Here is a 13,618-nt window from a genome sequence, read left to right as displayed (position 1 = left end):
TGATGCTGTTTATGCCCTTTCCGCCCTGTGGCGGCGCGGTCTGGCTCAGGATCGGGAAGTGCACAAAAAACGAAGCAAATGTCGCGCGCAGGTGACGGGGGAACAGCCCACGCGACAGGGGTCAGGGAGGGGGTGCCATTAAATGCCATTCTTCGGCCATTTCCGCCTTCTTAGCGCGTTTTCTCGCTTCCGGGTGTGTGCGGAGTCGATTGCAGTTTGCGCCTGCCAGAATGGCGCTCATGCGCTCTGAGTGAGGGGCGTTAAAGGTCGTACCGGGTGGTAATCGGGTGCTGGCCGGTCATGCGAAGATTGAAAATTACTGAAGGACAACCGCCGCAGGATGTGCGGCGGGTGGTGCGGATCACTCGTCTTTGAGCAGAGCGTAGGGATTAAAGCGGATCACTTCCTGACCGAGCCAGTCATTGACGCCCTTCATGGCTTCCATCACGGGCAACATTTCGTTGATGGCGAAGACGCGCGCGGCCTTCTCAACATCACCGAGCGAGCCGTTGCCTTCCGGCATTGCGCCCATCAGTTGCGGCGGGATGCGGTGAGCGTCGCGTAAATCGTTGCGCGTTGCTGATTTGATGTTAAGAAACTCATCCTTTGCCGATATCTGGCTGAACGGCAACAGTTGCACACCGTCTTTGCCGCCACCCGGCGCGTGGATCAGCACGTTTTTGAAGGAGCCTTTCCCTCTGGCCTGTGACAGCGTTTTTTGAACCACCTTTATGCTTTCCTGATCCACCTTCTCCGAACCGACATACAGAATACATCCGGCATGGGAGCCGTTGTCGTAATAGAGTTTGCGGAATTTATCGGCGGAATGTGACAGGCTGGCGGAAAGAAGCGCCCCCATGTATTCCGGCATACCGTAGATTTCCTGATGAATGTCCGGGTTCATGATGTGGCAGACCTCGCCCGCTTTGAACTCATATTCATCTTTCCACTGTCGGATAAACCAGTAGGTATTAAGGTCGCTCCCGCGTCGCGTGTTCAGTGCCGGAACATGCTGGAGTTTGAGCGGAGCGCCAAGGAGGTTAGAGCGACGTTCAAGATAGGCATTACCAAAGACAAACCAGTCCAGTGCAAACGCAGAGAAGGCCTGACGTGACAGCAAGGGGTGAGGGATAAAGCACCCGGTCAGCACATTACGCTTGAAGTAAAGCGCCGACTGATGCAGCGGGGATTGTGCGAATGCACGGGTCAGCCCTTTCCAGTCAATTGGCGTTTCATAGTACCGGCCATTATCGACGCAACACATGCTGTCCAGCAGATCATAGCCGTCTGTTACTGAATATGGCCCGTCAAACGTGAAGGCGCTAAGCGCCGGATCGCTTCTGAGCGCGTCAGAGATATCAGGCTGTCCGGCACTGCCACTGTTGGCAGTGTGTTTATTTTTGTAGGTGCACTTCTTCATCAGAACTCCATAGCAAACCCGCCGCTGCCACTCTCCTGGCCCAGCGGTTCGTTAATAATGGCGAGCATATTCGCCCAAGCTAAATCACCGTGGCTGACGCCGCGCGAGCGGTCAGTGTCATAGGTGATGAATCCGCCAGGCGTCTTTACCTTGCGAACAGAGTTAAAGGCGTTGATCAGGGCGCGCTCACTGCGGTCATATTCCCATCGCCCGGCGCGGATCAGCTGTAGCATTTTCAGCACCAGGGCGCGCTTTGACGTCATTGACATGGTGTAGGGCATTGCCATCGGGAAAAACTTCTTCACTATCTGGTAAACGGCCTCACCGTTACCGCCCGTTACGTCTATACCGACATGCTGGACGTTGTATTTGAAGGTGAAATTTTCGATAACTTTCGCCTGCTCTTCAAACTCAAGGCCACGCACCTGTTCCGTTTCTACCGTGCGGAATTTACCTCCCGGCACAAGTGGTGGAACCACAACGCAAATCGCGCCGCTGTCACCGTTTCCGCTGCTGCCGTTGGCGTCATAACCTATCCAGACCGGACGATTACCCATCGGCCTGGACGCAAAAGGCTTCCAGTCCGGCCATTCGTCATAACCATCTGCCCCGCACCCAATCAGGGCGTTAAGGTTGAAGGCGGACTCGCCATCGCGAACGAACTCGCACATGTACAGGTTGCGGAATTCATCCTCGCTGTTTTCATCCTGAATTTCTTCAAGATCGGTATACTCCCAGCCGTGGTCTATCACATCCTTCAGGGTGACAATCTGACGCCAGGTTTTATCCGGGCATAACAGCCCACTGTTCAGCGTTTTCCAGCCCACATCAAACGCTTTGCGCTGTGCCTTCGGGCGTTTCTCATTCCAGCGATCGCCCGTCCAGAACGGATAAGCCTCATGGGTCTCACCTGACGGCGTTGAAAAGTAGGTACGCGTCAGCCCCTTCAGCGTAGCCATCGCCCCCGCAACCTTTCGCAGGTTGGTGAAGTTGCTGACCCAGAAGAATTCGTCAAACTTCAGGTTGCCCGTATATGACTGCGCCGTTGCAGCGGACGTGCCGAGGAAATGCAGCTCTGCGCCGTTACTCAGTACGATTTTGTCACCGCCCTTAAGCTCAACGTCCACCTCTTCAGCCATTTTCTGAATGAATCCCCTGAACTGGTGAGCCTGACGGCGGGATGCAGACAGAAATATCTGGTTGCGCTGGTACGGGTATTTCACATCATCTCTCAGCGCATCAAGCAACGCCTCGCGTGCAAAGTACCAGGTTGCGCCAATCTGGCGGGACTTCAGTATCATGCGGTTTCGGTGGTGGCGTTGCTCGTACCAGCCGCGTTGATGCCACGAAAGGGAATCAAGTATTTTCTCCCGCAGCGCGACGATCTGTTCTTCGGTGAAGTGGTTTTTCAGCTTGCGCTTGCGCGGCTTTTTGCCCGCGCCAGCCCCTGCCGGTTGTCCGTCAGACAGCTTTTTCAGTTGCCGGGTCAGCAGATCAATCTCCTTGAAGTCTCCCCCGGTCTTGTCTTTCTTGTCCGTAAGCTGGATGAGGCGGGCATCCATAGACTGGCTGACGCGCTGGACGGGCGGCGTTTCATCCCATTCATCGCGTTTCTTCCAGGCGTAAATTGTGTTCTGATTAATCCCCATCAGGCGCGCGATCTCCGCTGGCGGGTAGCCCTGCCAGTAAAGTTGTTTTGCCCTCTGACGTACAAAAGCGTCCTGTATCATCTGCCCTCCACCGTTTATGGAGTGAAGATTACCCCGCGCGCGATCCCGCTATCGCCCCCTTTATGGTCTGGCCTTCCTCCGACAACAAAACCTCGTTGAGACAGCAAGTTACGCTCTGCCATCATGGCCGTACAGAAACCACTCAACAGGATTATCGACATGGCTAGCGCAGCTAAACCAGCCCGTAAGAAATTCCGCGTTGCTGTCTCTGGTGCCACCGTTGACGGGCGTGAAATTCGCCCTGAGCACCTTCGTGATGCAGCAGCAAACTACAGCCCGGACGTGTACGGCGCACGCGTCAACGTGGAGCACTACCTTTCGCCATTCCCCGGCAGTGATTTCGGCGCGATGGGTGATGTGACGGCGCTGAGTGCTGAAGATATCAGTGAAGGCCCGCTCGCCGGACGCACAGCGCTTTACGCCGAAATTGAACCATCTGAGCGCATGAAGAAGCTGACAGATGAAGGCAAGAAAATTTATTCCAGCATTGAACTGCACCCGCAGTTTGCGCTGAACGGCAAGGCGTATGTCATGGGGCTGGCGATGACCGATACCCCGGCAAGCCTCGGCACCGAACGCCTGAAGTTTGCCGCGCAGCAGCGTCAGCAGGTTATGTCATTCAACAATCAGCAGGGTGAAGCCCCGCTGTTCACCGATGCCATTGAGGCTGAAATTATCGAACTGGCTGAGCAGCGCAGCGATGAAGGCAAACAGTGGTTCGGGCGTGTCATGGGGATTATCGGCAAAGGCCGTAAATCTGACGGTGAGCAGTTCAGCCAGGTGCGTGACGCCGTGGAGAACGTAGCTCAGTCCCATGCCGATCTGCTGGACAGCTTCAACGAACTGAGCCGCGCCCGCGAACAGGACAGTCAGGCCATCCAGAAGCTGACCGCCGACCTTGCCGCCATGAGCAGCAAGCTGGGGGCCACTGACGCCAATTTCAGCCAGCGGGAACCCGCAAACGGCGGCGCAAACGCGCAGCTTGCTGAATACTGATATCAACAACGAGAGCAAAGAATATGGAAAACACTACCCGCCAGCTGTTTGATCGGTACGTAGCCCAGCAGGCACAGCTAAACGGCGTTTCAACCTCCGCTATCGCTGCAAAATTTGCTGTAGATCCGACGCGCCAGCAGCGCATGGAACAGGCTGCACAGCAAAACGATTCTTTCCTGAGCAAAATTAACGTGTTCCCCGTCAACCAGCAGATCGGCCAGAAAGTCCTGATCGGCAGTAAAGGCCCGATGGCTGGCGTAAACAACGGCGTCACCAGTCGTCGCAACCCTGGCTCAAATCACTCAATGGAGCCGTTCGACTACATGTGCCGCAAGGTCAACTATGACTACGGCATCAGCTATGAACAGCTTGATGCGTGGGCACATATGCCGGAGTTCCAGCCGCTGATCAGCAAGGCAATGGCCCGCCAGATGTCGCTTGACCGCATCATGATTGGCTTTAACGGCGTGAAGTACAGCGATCCGTCTGACCGCGCCGCTAATCCACTGTTGCAGGATTGTGGCATCGGCTGGCTGGAGAAAATCCGTAAGGAGGCACCGCACCGCGTCATTTCTAATGTGACGATCACCTCACGCGATGAAGATAACAAGATTGTTGCAAAAGGTACTTACGGCAACCTTGGTGCTGCGGTGTACGACGCTAAAAACAGCCTCATGGATGAGTGGCACAAGCATAACCCGGATAACGTGGTGATTCTGGCGGGTGACCTGCTGACGACCAGCAATTTTTCGGCCATCAACGCCTTAAGCCAGACCAACCCGAATACCGAAATGCTGGCCGGTCAGCTGATTGTTGCGCAGGAGCGCGTAGGCAACATGCCGACCTTTATCGCGCCTTACTTCCCTGTAACTGGCGTACTGATTACGCCGTTCAAAAACCTGTCGGTGTACTACCAGCGCGGCGGTCTGCGCCGGACGATAAAAGAAGAGCCGGAATACAACCGTGTCGCAACGTATCAGTCTTCAAACGATGACTTCGTCATTGAAGACTACGGCAATGTTGCGTTCATTGACGGCATTCAGTTCGCCCAGGCCGAACAGGCTGGCGAGTGACAGACGCGGCGGGGGAATTCCCCCGCCATTACGGGGAGAAGTGACGATGTTAACACCGGCACAACGACATTTTCAGAAGGTCATGGCAGAACGCCGGGGCCAGGCGGATGAAGAATCCGATATCCAGCGCACTGCGCATGAGCAAATTCTGCATCGCCTGCGTATGGACTTGTCCCGCCTTAGCGGCGTGCAGTCCGAAGAAACCAAAGCCGAAATGAAAAAATCCATGCTGCCTGAATATGAGGGATGGATTGAAGGCACGCTCGACGGTGACAACGGGCGGCAGGATGAAGTCATCACCAGGCTGATGGTCTGGGCGATTGACTGCCGTGACTATGCGCTTGCGTTGAGGCTGGGGCGCTATGTGGTGCGCCACGGGCTGACGCTGCCGGATAACTTCAACCGCACGGCAGCAACATTCCTGACCGAAGAAATGAGTAAACCGGTGCTGACGCTTGCCGCTGCTGATGCTGACGCTGATTTAACGGCCAGTACCGCAGTGCTTGATGAAGTGGCGGAGATTGTCGCCAACAGTGATATGCCGGATGTGGTGCGCGCCAAGTTGTGCAAGGCTCGTGCACTTGCCCGCCGTGGTGCGACTGATATCACGACCAAAGCGGAAGCGCTGGCGCTGTTCCGTGAGGCGCTGACGCGCAACCCCAACGCGGGGGTGAAAAAAGAGATTGCCACGCTTGCCCGTGAAGTTAAGAAGCTGTCTGCGGATAGCGGCACGGGTGAAGGCGATACGGCCAGCACCGACAAAACTGACGGTACTGCAGAGCCTGTTCCTGAAAAGACCACCACCGCCAGCGCAGCAGGTAAAGCGACGGCGCGTAAAACCACGACTAAGACGGCAACAGGCAAAGCGACAAAGCGCAAGCCTGCCAGCCAGAAAAAGAATTAACGACTTCGGCCCCGTCCGACAGGCGGCGCGGGTGGATATCTGCCCGTATACGGTCTTTTAACCACCCGCCCACCGCCTGATTTATGGGAGATAAGTGCATGAGCAGCCTTGTGGCAAATAAGCGCGTGTTGCCTGCCGGCAGTGATACCCCCGATGTTGATGATGGTGATACTACCGTCAGCGCCGGGGACTTCTGGCCGGTGATTAAACTGGCCGATCTCCGTCTGGCCGCGCGTATCACTGGCGGTATCACTACGTCCAGGCTGATGCACGTCACCACGGAAGCGGTAGCCCATGTCACCGCGCAGTTACTTGACTGGCGTGCCGGTCAGGTCAAAGCAGGTTTTCACACGCTGGAAGATGTGCCTTCAGTCCTGCTGTCAGGTGATACGGAAAAGCTGATTATCAACGGTGAAAACGTGAAGGTGTACCGCTTCCGGCGTGCAGTCTATTCGATTGCCAGGGCGCTGGTACTCGAAGGCTATCGCGACGTTGATACCACAGCAAAAGGCGACAAAGACGCCGCCGCGCTTGACCTGCAACGGGATGATCTCTGGCGGGATGCCCGCTGGAGTATTGCCGACATTCGCGACACGCCGCGCCTCTATGCGGAGCTTTGCTGATGAAAGTGAAGGCATTGCAGGGTGATACGGTGGATTTGCTTTGCTGGCGTCACTACGGCACCACGCAGGGCGTGACCGAAAAAGTGTTATCTGCCAATCCAGGACTGAGCCAGCAGGTTTTTCTTGATGCCGGTCAGGAGATTGAGCTGCCGGAAATCGCGCGTAAAGCGACACAGGAGATGGTGCAGCTATGGGATTAAGTTTCTTTCACCGCCTGAATGACTGGCTGACATTCACCATGTCAGCAATGGTCACGAGTATCGGCGTCATGACACTAAGCGAAAAGATTGCGCTGGCCGGTCTTCTCGTCGGGATGGTTTTTGGTGCCCGTGGATGGATCTATCGCGCCCGCATCGAACGGGGGCAGAAGCGTCGCAACGAACTGATTAACCAGATCCTTGAGCAGGCAGAACACAGGCAGATGAGTGAATCAGAGCGCCGGGCGCTTGACCTTCTGCAACAGAATGAGCCGGAAGATGAAACAGCTTATTAAAAAATGCTCCATTGCGGCCATTGTTGCGCTGGGTATCACGCTCAGTCCTGGCGCGTTGCGCACAACGCCTGAAGGTCAGCAGAAGATTGCTGGCTGGGAAGACTGCCGGAATACGCCCTACTACTGCACGGCTGGCGTGCTGACTGTTGGAATTGGTTCGACGGGACGTGTTGAAAAGCGTGAGTACAGCGACAGCGAGATCGCCGGTCGCTGGATTAACGATATGCGGCACGCTGAAAACTGCATTAACCAGAATTTTGAAGGCGCGTATATGCCACAGTCCGCCTTTGAGGCCATGACGGATGCTGGTCTTAATGTGGGGTGTACTGGCCTGATGTGGTTCACGGACAGCCAGAAGCGAAAACAGCGCACGACCATCTGGAAGAAGGCGCAGGCGCATGAATGGCAGGCGATGTGTAACCGGCTGACGGACTTTGTAAACAGCGGCGGTAAACGCAGCCAGGGACTGGTTAACCGTAGAACGGATTTTAAGGCGTGGTGCCTGCGTGACGTGGAGGCTGGAAAGTGAAGATTACAGCCATTTTATGCGCGCTGCTGGCGCTGGCCTCTTGTGGCTTGCTCTGGCAGACACATCAGCGCGGTAAAGACTCCGTGCGCAATGAAGCACTTTCCCGCGAGGTGAAGAGTAATGGTGAGGTGCTGGATGAGCTGCGGGCGCTGACTGCTGATGCCCGCGAAGTCCTTGCACAGTTGAGGGCAACCGAACAGCAAAGAAACGCCGAGGGAGAAAAACGACGTGAAAACATGCGCGATGCCATCAAAGACGATACGTGTGCCAGTACTGTTGTTCCTGCTTCTGTCAGTAACAGCCTGCAACACCGTACCGCCGCAGCCGCAAATGAAAATCGTGCACGAACCGGTGCCGGAAAGCCTGACGGCAGCAACGCCAGCGCCGGAACTGACCGCCCCGGTAACGTGGGGCGCAATAGCCATCTGGAGTGATCGCCTGCGCGATGCGCTGGATACCTGCAACGCCGATAAGGCGGCGATAGCCGATCTCGATCTGCGCCGCCTGAAAAGACTGACTGACCACGCGAGGGCCACACCATGACCTTATTCGACTACCTGAGCGCTCACCCTTACTGGACGCTTATTTATCTGCTGATCATTGCGGGCGCGATTGAACGTTTCGGGCGTTAAGAAGGTATCACCATGCTGAAAGCTGACTCACTGCGCGAGACCCTGACCCGCGCTAACAAATGGTGCAGAGCCAACCCTGAAGCCTTCACCGTTTTTGTGGAAGAAGGGAACATCGAGACGACCGGCGAAACACCATCGTTTATGTACCGCTATACCCTGGTGCTGTTTGTGATGAATTTTGCCGGTGATATTGATGATTTCACGTTGCCGTTAATGGCATGGCTCTGGCACAACCAGCCCGATCTGCTGCTGAACCCGGAGAAGAACAGGAACATTAAATTTACGACCCTTATCAACAACGACGATGCCGCCGACATTCTTTTTGAAATGCCGCTGCGCGAGCGCGTGAAGGTCACTCTGGATGCAAACGGCATTCCGCGTGCGGAACATTTGCCGGAACCTAAGCCGCGCATCCCGTCAGCGGAGGGCGACTGGAGCGCCATCTTTGAGGATGTGACATGGGAGGCTGACGCCCATGAGTAACGATCTCTTCCGTGAGCTGGATCAGGTATTCAGCGACATACTGGCGGGCACCTCGCAGGCCGGACGTATTCGCACCGCCCGCGCGGTTGGCCAGGCACTGCGAAAGAGCCAGCAACAGCGCATCAAAGCGCAGCAAAACCCGGAAGGTTCGCCTTACCCTGCCCGCCGTCGCCGGGTGCTGCGTTCTCAACAGGGCATCGTGTTTGTCTGGCAGGGCGAGATCCGCCGCCTCAAAAACTGGCATGGAGGCCGGGGGAAATACGGGCGCACCATTACCGGCTTTGACGAAGAGCGCAACGATATTCGCACGTTTTACCGCAGCGATATTGAGCGTTACATCGAGATCAATACGCGCTCAGTTCGCCGCAGCACTGCGAAGAAGGTGCCGATGTTTCAGCGGCTGCGCAGTTATCGCTTTCTCAAAATGCGTGCTGATGCAGGGGGCACATCCGTGGGTTATGACGGCGTGGCGGCACGCATTGCGCGTGTACACCAGTATGGCCAGCGCGACCAGGTCGGGCCGGGTGCCTTTGCTAAATATCCGGTGCGTGAGCTGCTGGGCTTTACCGCGGGCGATGAGCAGATGATTACAGAACAGGTGCTTAACAGTCTGGGGAGTGCCGCACGATGAGCGCTGAACTGATCCGCCTGCTGGAAAATATCCTCCGCGTCGGCGTCGTTATTGCCGTTGATGAAGAGAGCTGGCGTGTGCGCGTGCAAAGCGGCGAGCTTCAGACCGACTGGCTGCGCTGGAATACCACGCGTGCCGGGGCATTCAGTATATGGGTACCGCCTTCCGTGGGTGAACAGGTCTGGCTGGGCTGTATCGGTGGCAACCCTGAAACGGCGGTCATTATCGGCAGTCTCTACAGCAGTGACAACCCTGCGCCGGGCAGCAGCCTGAAAGAGATTGTGCTGACAGCACCAGACGGTGCCTCTTTCCGCTATGACGCAGAGGCCAGCGCGCTGGAAGCGCAGGGCATGAAGACAGCACATATCAAAGCCTCTGCCAGCGTCACGCTTGAAACACCAATTGTAGAGTGCACCAACCATCTGAAAGCGCGGACGTTCGAACTGTCGGAGGGTGGCACGATGAAGGGCAATGTTACCCATTCTGGCGGATCGCTTTCGTCTAACGGGGTGACTGTTCATTCGCACGTGCATGGTGGTGTGCAGGGTGGCGGCAGCAACACAGGGGGGCCGAAATGACAGTCCGCTATACCGGGATGAACCCGGACGGCACGGGCCAGCTTACCGATACAGATCAGCTGTGGAATTCAGTACGCGACATACTGACCACGCCGCTGGCAAGCCGGGTTATGCGGAGGGACTACGGCAGCATGATCCCCGATCTGCTGGATGAACCACAGAACGAAGTGACGCGCCTGCAATGTATGAGTGCGGCAGTGATCGCCCTGACGATGTGGGAGCCGCGTATTGCCCTGAACGGCATCAATATCAGTTATTCAAAGGATGGCGCTGTTACCGCTGAACTGGTCGGTATTATCACCGAAACCATGCAGACGGCAGGCAGTGCGCTAACGCTCAGGAGTGGCAGCAATGGCAACAGTTGATTTATCGCAGCTACCGCAGCCGCAAATTATCGAAGTGCTGGACTTTGAAGTCATTCTCAGCGAGGTCAAAGCCGTCATGCTGGCGGCATTCCCGCAGGAACAGCAGGCTTCTGTTGCCGCCGCGCTGGAGCTGGAATCCGAACCACTGAACGTGATCGCCCAGGTAGTTGCTTACCGTGAAATGATGCTCAGGCAGCGGATTAATGACGGTGCGGCGGCGTGTATGTTGAGCCATGCCGTATCGTCCGATCTTGATAATCTCGCGGGCAACCTGAACACCGAACGCCTGATCATAACCCCGGAGACGGCAACCACTGACGCGGTAACAGAAAGTGATACCGCACTGCGTCTGCGCGCGCAGGCTGCGTTTGAAGGGCTAAGCGTGGCGGGGCCAACCGGTGCATATGAATATTTTGCCAAAAGTGCCAGCGGCAAAGTGGCGGACGCCAAAGCGATCAGCCCGTCGCCTGCTGTGGTGGTGGTCTCTGTGCTGTCTACCGAAGGTGACGGCACTGCCAGTGCGGAACTGCTGGCGACGGTGGATAAAGCGCTGTCTGCTGACGATAAGCGCCCCGTTGCCGATCGTCTGACCGTTCAGGCAGCAGAGATAGTGAATTATCAGATCAATGCGATGCTGTATTTCTATCCCGGCCCGGAGTCTGAACCAATCCATACCGCCGCGCAGGACGCGCTTCAGTCCTGGCTGAATCAGCAGGGCAAGATTGGCCGTGACGTTGCCCGCTCAGCCATTATGGCGGCGCTTCATGTTCAAGGCGTGCAGAGGGTGGAGCTGCTGGAGCCTGCCAGCGATATTGTGATCGCCGATACGCAGGCAGCGCGGTGCGAGTCCTTCGCGATAGAAACCGGGGGCACTGATGAATAAGAACATGCTGCCGCCTTCGGCCAGCGGTTTTATGCGCAATACAGAGAAGGTGACGGAGCGGCTTACCGATATGCCTGTTGATCTGCGCAAGCTGTGGAACCCGGACGAATGCCCCGCTGATCTTCTGCCTTATCTCGCGTGGGCGCTGTCAGTTGACCGCTGGGATAAGAACTGGTCAGAACAGACCAAGCGGCAGGTGATTAAAGCCTCCTGGCTGGTTCACCGTCAGAAGGGCACTATTTCCGCTTTGCGTCGCGTCGTTGAACCGTTCGGCTTTCTGCTTCGCGTGATCGAGTGGTGGCAGAGCGGCGAAGAACCGGGAACATTCAAGCTCGAAATCGGTATTCAGGAGCAGGGGATTACGGAGGAAACCTATCTTGAGCTTGAGCGCCTTATTGACGATGCCAAGCCGAGAAGCCGCCACCTTACTGGCCTTTCTCTTTCGCTTCAGTCGCAGGGGTATATCGAAGCTGGGGCGGGATGTTATATCGGCGATACGCTGACCGTTTACCCCTATTTTCCTGAAACCATATCCGTGGGCGGTGGTGACTACACCGGCGCGGCAGTCCATTTAATTGATACCGTGGAGATCGCAAGTGGCGACTAAATATTTTGCCCTGTTAACCAATATCGGGGCGGCAAAACTGGCAAACGCCACGGCATTGGGTGCGAAGGTTGAGATCACCCAGATGGCCGTAGGTGATGGCAATGGTGCGCTACCGACACCGAACCCGGCACAAACCGCGCTGACGCATGAGCTGCGCCGCGCGCAACTTAACATGCTGACTATCGACCCGGTAAATACCAATCAGATCATTGCGGAACAGGTCATACCGGAAGACGTGGGCGGATGGTGGATCCGTGAAATCGGTCTGTTTGATAAAGACGGCGATATGATTGCAGTTGCCAACTGCGCGGAGACCTATAAACCGCAGTTGCAGGAAGGCAGCGGGCGTGTGCAGGTCATTCGCGTGATTCTGATCGTCAGCAGTACCGAGGCGGTAACGCTGAAAATCGATCCGTCCGTGGTACTGGCAACCCGTAAATATGTCGATGATGCCGTCATTGAAGTTAAGTCATATGTGGATCAACAGCTGGCGGCGCATATTGCCGCGGCTGATCCGCATACGCAGTATTTGCTGGAATCAGATTTTGATAAATTTTTCCCGGCAGGTTTTCCGCTTCCGTGGCCGCAGGCAACACCGCCAGCGGGTTTTATCAAGTGCAATGGCGCAGCTTTTGACAGGGCAAAATACCCCAAACTGGCTGTTGCATATCCATCAGGTAGTCTGCCTGATTTGCGCGGCGTGTTTATTCGCGGCTGGGACGATGGGCGGGGGCTGGATAGTGGCCGCGCTATTCTGTCGTATGCTGCTGATAAGTTGAGGAAGCACACTCATGCATTATTGTTTGGTAATGGAGACGGGGGCGAAACTCCTGCTGTTCATGAATCTTACCGTAAGAGTTCAGCGACCGTTTATTTTGCATATTCGGGGAGCAGTGGCGTGTATTTATCCGACGAGGGCCAGAACGAAACCGCACCATGTAACACCGCGTTTAACTACATCGTGAGGGCTGCATAATGGCGAAGGCAAAACTGAATAGCGAACTTATTGCCACTGTGGCGGGTGATATTACCGTGTTTAATTATGATGGTGAGACGCGGGAATACCTGTCTACATCCGTGGAATATCTGGCTGTTGGCGTTGGCCTGCCAGCCAACTCCTGCACTGACGAGCCAGGAAAAAGCAAAGAAGATTTCACCATTTGCCGGACAGCAGACTTTACCGCCTGGGAATACGTCGCCGATCACCGTGGTGAAACGGTGTACAGCACTGAAACAGGGGAATCGGTGATCGTTTCTTTGCCCGGTGATTACCCGGAGGGCACAACCACTCTGGCACCGTCCACGCCTTACGATACGTGGGACGGTAGCGAGTGGGTGACGGATAATGAAGCACAGCACAAGGCAGATGTGGAGGCAGCAGAACAACAGAAAGCTGCGTTACTTGCAGAGGCACAAACGAGGATCAGCCTGTGGCAGACGGAATTACAGTTAAGCATTATCAGCGATGAAGATAAAGCCAGCCTGATCGCCTGGATGAACTACATCAAGGCAGTGCAGGCTGTGGATACGTCGAAAGCGCCGGAAATTACCTGGCCTGTTAAGCCGGAATAAGTTTGCATACCGGCAAGTACTGCCGGTTCTAACCGTGCTGGCCATATGTATCGAGTACAGTCATTTTTAACGGTGCTGTAGCACAGTCAGTTATGGCGG

Annotated in this window: 19 protein-coding genes; 17 read left to right on the top strand and 2 right to left on the bottom strand. The window is 55.8% G+C overall.

From position 1 onward, the window contains the following. Positions 1–361: 361 nt before the first annotated feature. Together KGP24_RS05750 and KGP24_RS05745 are read right to left on the bottom strand one after the other, a co-directional pair. Positions 362–1,420, bottom strand: a complete 1,059-nt coding sequence (locus tag KGP24_RS05750) for a phage portal protein (RefSeq protein ID WP_223562650.1) — start codon at positions 1,418–1,420, stop codon at positions 362–364. Then, positions 1,420–3,150: a terminase family protein gene (locus tag KGP24_RS05745; protein WP_006117884.1), complete on the bottom strand. Its 1,731-nt coding sequence runs from the start codon at positions 3,148–3,150 to the stop codon at positions 1,420–1,422. The genes KGP24_RS05750 and KGP24_RS05745 overlap by 1 nt, the downstream gene beginning before the upstream one ends. A 159-nt stretch (positions 3,151–3,309) precedes the next feature. Between KGP24_RS05745 and KGP24_RS05740 the strand changes: the two genes are divergently transcribed. From KGP24_RS05740 to KGP24_RS05660, 17 genes are all read left to right on the top strand, one after another. Then, complete coding sequence (locus KGP24_RS05740; protein WP_223562649.1) at positions 3,310–4,146, top strand: GPO family capsid scaffolding protein; 837 nt, start codon at positions 3,310–3,312, stop codon at positions 4,144–4,146. A gap of 23 nt (positions 4,147–4,169) precedes the next feature. Beyond that, a complete protein-coding gene (locus KGP24_RS05735; protein WP_223562648.1) occupies positions 4,170–5,219 on the top strand; it encodes a phage major capsid protein, P2 family in 1,050 nt (349 codons plus the stop codon). A gap of 46 nt (positions 5,220–5,265) precedes the next feature. Further along, positions 5,266–6,123 carry a phage terminase small subunit gene (gene gpM, locus KGP24_RS05730; protein ID WP_223562647.1) on the top strand — a complete coding sequence of 286 codons (858 nt, stop codon included), beginning with the start codon at positions 5,266–5,268 and terminating at the stop codon, positions 6,121–6,123. A gap of 98 nt (positions 6,124–6,221) precedes the next feature. Next, positions 6,222–6,746, top strand: coding sequence for a head completion/stabilization protein (locus KGP24_RS05725; RefSeq protein ID WP_223562646.1), 525 nt, complete (start codon positions 6,222–6,224; stop codon positions 6,744–6,746). After that, positions 6,746–6,946, top strand: coding sequence for a tail protein X (locus KGP24_RS05720; protein WP_045292873.1), 201 nt, complete (start codon positions 6,746–6,748; stop codon positions 6,944–6,946). Before KGP24_RS05725 ends, KGP24_RS05720 begins: the two co-directional genes overlap by 1 nt. Next, on the top strand, positions 6,937–7,239 hold the full coding sequence (locus KGP24_RS05715) for a phage tail protein (protein WP_223562645.1): 303 nt from the start codon (positions 6,937–6,939) through the stop codon (positions 7,237–7,239). Before KGP24_RS05720 ends, KGP24_RS05715 begins: the two co-directional genes overlap by 10 nt. After that, a complete protein-coding gene (locus KGP24_RS05710; protein WP_223562644.1) occupies positions 7,223–7,768 on the top strand; it encodes a lysozyme in 546 nt (181 codons plus the stop codon). The genes KGP24_RS05715 and KGP24_RS05710 overlap by 17 nt, the downstream gene beginning before the upstream one ends. Beyond that, positions 7,765–8,202: a DUF2570 domain-containing protein gene (locus KGP24_RS05705; RefSeq protein WP_223562643.1), complete on the top strand. Its 438-nt coding sequence runs from the start codon at positions 7,765–7,767 to the stop codon at positions 8,200–8,202. The genes KGP24_RS05710 and KGP24_RS05705 overlap by 4 nt, the downstream gene beginning before the upstream one ends. Further along, positions 8,099–8,311: a peptidase gene (locus tag KGP24_RS05700; protein ID WP_072189927.1), complete on the top strand. Its 213-nt coding sequence runs from the start codon at positions 8,099–8,101 to the stop codon at positions 8,309–8,311. Before KGP24_RS05705 ends, KGP24_RS05700 begins: the two co-directional genes overlap by 104 nt. 101 nt (positions 8,312–8,412) lie before the next feature. Beyond that, positions 8,413–8,883 (top strand): phage tail protein, encoded by a 471-nt coding sequence (locus KGP24_RS05695; RefSeq protein ID WP_223562642.1) that lies wholly within the window; start codon positions 8,413–8,415, stop codon positions 8,881–8,883. After that, entirely contained in the window at positions 8,876–9,514 is a 639-nt protein-coding gene (locus KGP24_RS05690) for a phage virion morphogenesis protein (protein WP_223562641.1), read from the top strand. Before KGP24_RS05695 ends, KGP24_RS05690 begins: the two co-directional genes overlap by 8 nt. Next, positions 9,511–10,092, top strand: a complete 582-nt coding sequence (locus KGP24_RS05685; RefSeq protein ID WP_223562640.1) for a phage baseplate assembly protein V — start codon at positions 9,511–9,513, stop codon at positions 10,090–10,092. The genes KGP24_RS05690 and KGP24_RS05685 overlap by 4 nt, the downstream gene beginning before the upstream one ends. Further along, complete coding sequence (locus tag KGP24_RS05680; RefSeq protein WP_021312601.1) at positions 10,089–10,457, top strand: GPW/gp25 family protein; 369 nt, start codon at positions 10,089–10,091, stop codon at positions 10,455–10,457. Before KGP24_RS05685 ends, KGP24_RS05680 begins: the two co-directional genes overlap by 4 nt. After that, positions 10,444–11,340 (top strand): baseplate J/gp47 family protein, encoded by an 897-nt coding sequence (locus KGP24_RS05675; RefSeq protein ID WP_069733256.1) that lies wholly within the window; start codon positions 10,444–10,446, stop codon positions 11,338–11,340. The genes KGP24_RS05680 and KGP24_RS05675 overlap by 14 nt, the downstream gene beginning before the upstream one ends. Then, the gene (locus KGP24_RS05670) at positions 11,333–11,947 is read left to right on the top strand and encodes a phage tail protein I (protein WP_223562639.1); all 615 of its coding nucleotides are present in this window, start codon (positions 11,333–11,335) and stop codon (positions 11,945–11,947) included. Before KGP24_RS05675 ends, KGP24_RS05670 begins: the two co-directional genes overlap by 8 nt. Continuing rightward, a complete protein-coding gene (locus tag KGP24_RS05665) occupies positions 11,937–12,923 on the top strand; it encodes a phage tail protein (protein WP_223562638.1) in 987 nt (328 codons plus the stop codon). The genes KGP24_RS05670 and KGP24_RS05665 overlap by 11 nt, the downstream gene beginning before the upstream one ends. Then, entirely contained in the window at positions 12,923–13,519 is a 597-nt protein-coding gene (locus KGP24_RS05660) for a tail fiber assembly protein (RefSeq protein ID WP_223562637.1), read from the top strand. The genes KGP24_RS05665 and KGP24_RS05660 overlap by 1 nt, the downstream gene beginning before the upstream one ends. Positions 13,520–13,618 lie beyond the last annotated feature (99 nt).

It is taken from the genome of Enterobacter sp. JBIWA008 (assembly GCF_019968765.1).
Classification (GTDB): Bacteria; Pseudomonadota; Gammaproteobacteria; order Enterobacterales; family Enterobacteriaceae; genus Enterobacter.
The sequence above is the reverse complement of the archived record's forward strand: the minus strand, read 5'-3'. Positions and strand labels throughout refer to the sequence as shown.

What these genes read in the sequence shown, in the direction of transcription:
- KGP24_RS05750 (WP_223562650.1), bottom strand. Translation starts at nt 1,420, where the DNA reads ATGAAGAAGTGCACCTACAAAAATAAACACACTGCCAACAGTGGCAGT.
- KGP24_RS05745 (WP_006117884.1), bottom strand. Translation starts at nt 3,150, where the DNA reads ATGATACAGGACGCTTTTGTACGTCAGAGGGCAAAACAACTTTACTGG.
- KGP24_RS05740 (WP_223562649.1), top strand. Translation starts at nt 3,310, where the DNA reads ATGGCTAGCGCAGCTAAACCAGCCCGTAAGAAATTCCGCGTTGCTGTC.
- KGP24_RS05735 (WP_223562648.1), top strand. Translation starts at nt 4,170, where the DNA reads ATGGAAAACACTACCCGCCAGCTGTTTGATCGGTACGTAGCCCAGCAG.
- gpM (WP_223562647.1), top strand. Translation starts at nt 5,266, where the DNA reads ATGTTAACACCGGCACAACGACATTTTCAGAAGGTCATGGCAGAACGC.
- KGP24_RS05725 (WP_223562646.1), top strand. Translation starts at nt 6,222, where the DNA reads ATGAGCAGCCTTGTGGCAAATAAGCGCGTGTTGCCTGCCGGCAGTGAT.
- KGP24_RS05720 (WP_045292873.1), top strand. Translation starts at nt 6,746, where the DNA reads ATGAAAGTGAAGGCATTGCAGGGTGATACGGTGGATTTGCTTTGCTGG.
- KGP24_RS05715 (WP_223562645.1), top strand. Translation starts at nt 6,937, where the DNA reads ATGGGATTAAGTTTCTTTCACCGCCTGAATGACTGGCTGACATTCACC.
- KGP24_RS05710 (WP_223562644.1), top strand. Translation starts at nt 7,223, where the DNA reads ATGAAACAGCTTATTAAAAAATGCTCCATTGCGGCCATTGTTGCGCTG.
- KGP24_RS05700 (WP_072189927.1), top strand. Translation starts at nt 8,099, where the DNA reads ATGAAAATCGTGCACGAACCGGTGCCGGAAAGCCTGACGGCAGCAACG.
- KGP24_RS05695 (WP_223562642.1), top strand. Translation starts at nt 8,413, where the DNA reads ATGCTGAAAGCTGACTCACTGCGCGAGACCCTGACCCGCGCTAACAAA.
- KGP24_RS05690 (WP_223562641.1), top strand. Translation starts at nt 8,876, where the DNA reads ATGAGTAACGATCTCTTCCGTGAGCTGGATCAGGTATTCAGCGACATA.
- KGP24_RS05685 (WP_223562640.1), top strand. Translation starts at nt 9,511, where the DNA reads ATGAGCGCTGAACTGATCCGCCTGCTGGAAAATATCCTCCGCGTCGGC.
- KGP24_RS05680 (WP_021312601.1), top strand. Translation starts at nt 10,089, where the DNA reads ATGACAGTCCGCTATACCGGGATGAACCCGGACGGCACGGGCCAGCTT.
- KGP24_RS05675 (WP_069733256.1), top strand. Translation starts at nt 10,444, where the DNA reads ATGGCAACAGTTGATTTATCGCAGCTACCGCAGCCGCAAATTATCGAA.
- KGP24_RS05670 (WP_223562639.1), top strand. Translation starts at nt 11,333, where the DNA reads ATGAATAAGAACATGCTGCCGCCTTCGGCCAGCGGTTTTATGCGCAAT.
- KGP24_RS05660 (WP_223562637.1), top strand. Translation starts at nt 12,923, where the DNA reads ATGGCGAAGGCAAAACTGAATAGCGAACTTATTGCCACTGTGGCGGGT.